We start from the raw sequence: 1,481 nt of genomic DNA, 5'->3' as shown, positions 1-1,481 counted from the left end.
CGTGGCCGACCGCAGCCGACTGCGGCGCGCCGGCCGCAGCCGGAGACCGGCGGCGACTGCCCGCGACCGGGCCGGTCCGCGACCACCCCGTCGGCGGCACCGTGATCGCCACGCTTGCCGCCCGCCGGGCCGATCCCCGCGGCCTCCGCCGCCTCGCGGGACTCGGGCTGATCGGGGCGGCCGCCATGATGGCCACCTATCCCTTCGTGCCCTACGACACCGACGACCGGACACTGCTGGATACCGCCGAGTACTACCGCGTCCTCGTCCCGGTGCTCGGCCTGGCCGCCCTGGTCGGGCTCGCCGGGCTGGCCCTGCTCAGTGCGCGGCTCGGCAGGCACCTCGGGTCGGGATTCGCGCTGGGACTGTGCGCGACGACGCCGTGGTATCTGTGGAGCCTCTGGGGACCGCGGGAGTACTGGGCGATCGGCACGACCCTGTGGTTCGGCGCCCACCTGACGTGCGCGGTCGCGGCCGGGCTCCTGGTAGGCGCGATGCTCTGGACCGACGGGGTGTCCGTGCGCAATCCGCTCGACCCGGTCGCGGCACTGATCGCGGGCGTCGGTGTCGTCGCCTGGGTGGGCGCGGTCGTGCACGGAGCAGGCGTGATGGACAACTGGCCCGGACACCACGGATGGGGCCCCGCCTGGCTGATGGCACTGGCCTTCGTGGTGCCCGTCTGCGCGGTCGCCGTCTCCCCGCGAGGGGTCGGCGTCGCGGGGATCCTGGGTTGGTGCGCCGGACTCACCGTCGTCCTGGTCTACGCGAGCCTGCCCGGCGCCGCCCTGCCCGCGGCCGCGGGCTATCCCGGGACCGGTGAGCCGGCCGGTGTCGCGGGGTATCTGCTGTCGGCCTCGGCGCTGTTCGCGGCGGGCGTCGTGGTGGCGGTGCTGCTCGCGCCGACCGGTCGCCGGGCGCGCGCCCGCGCCGCGACGCCGGCTCAGCTCTCCGCGACCTGAGCGTGGCGCCGGACGAACGCCTCGACCAGTTCCCGCTCGCTGTCGTCGGAGGCCTCGTCCAGTTCGATCCGGTCGTCGCCGATCTGGACGACGATGCCGACGCCCCGCCGGTCCGACCGCCAGCCACGCAGGGTCTCCAGCAGCTGACGCAACGCCACCAGGCCCGGACCGACACCGACGACGAGCTGACCGATCGCGGCCATGTCGACACCGCGCGTCCCCTCCGGCGCGGGCGGCCCCGCCGCCGCGGTGACGTGCTCGACGTCGAGGCCGAGCAGCTCCGTGCGCAGCCTGCGGGTGTTCTCGTCGAGCTGTTCGGCATCGAGCCCGGCGCCGGACAGCGCCACGGTCACCTCGACGGATCCGGACACGGCGACCTCCATGGTCAGTGCACGATACGGCGGACGAACACGGGAAACTCGCGTGCCGAGTGTATCCAGTGGCGGGCCCGGCACGGGCGATGCGCCGGCTAGGGCGCGCGGCGCGCCGGGCACCGCGCGAGGCGGCCGTGCCGTCGCGGCG

General features: G+C 75.3%; 2 protein-coding genes. One reads left to right on the top strand and one right to left on the bottom strand.

The annotated features are described in order from the left end of the window. A partial coding sequence (locus ON36_RS28525; RefSeq protein WP_043660137.1) for a hypothetical protein occupies window positions 1-959 on the top strand: 959 nt, incomplete at its 5' end. Here the strand turns inward: ON36_RS28525 and ON36_RS28520 are convergent. Further along, window positions 941-1,330, bottom strand: a complete 390-nt coding sequence (locus tag ON36_RS28520) for a hypothetical protein (protein ID WP_157225036.1) — start codon at window positions 1,328-1,330, stop codon at window positions 941-943. The two genes, ON36_RS28525 and ON36_RS28520, sit on opposite strands and share 19 nt — an antisense overlap. Window positions 1,331-1,481: the final 151 nt, after the last annotated feature.

It is taken from the genome of Nocardia thailandica NBRC 100428, from assembly GCF_000308795.1.
Classification (GTDB): Bacteria; Actinomycetota; Actinomycetes; order Mycobacteriales; family Mycobacteriaceae; genus Nocardia; species Nocardia thailandica.
Note: the sequence above shows the minus strand (reverse complement) of the source record. Positions and strands in the feature narration are given on the sequence as shown.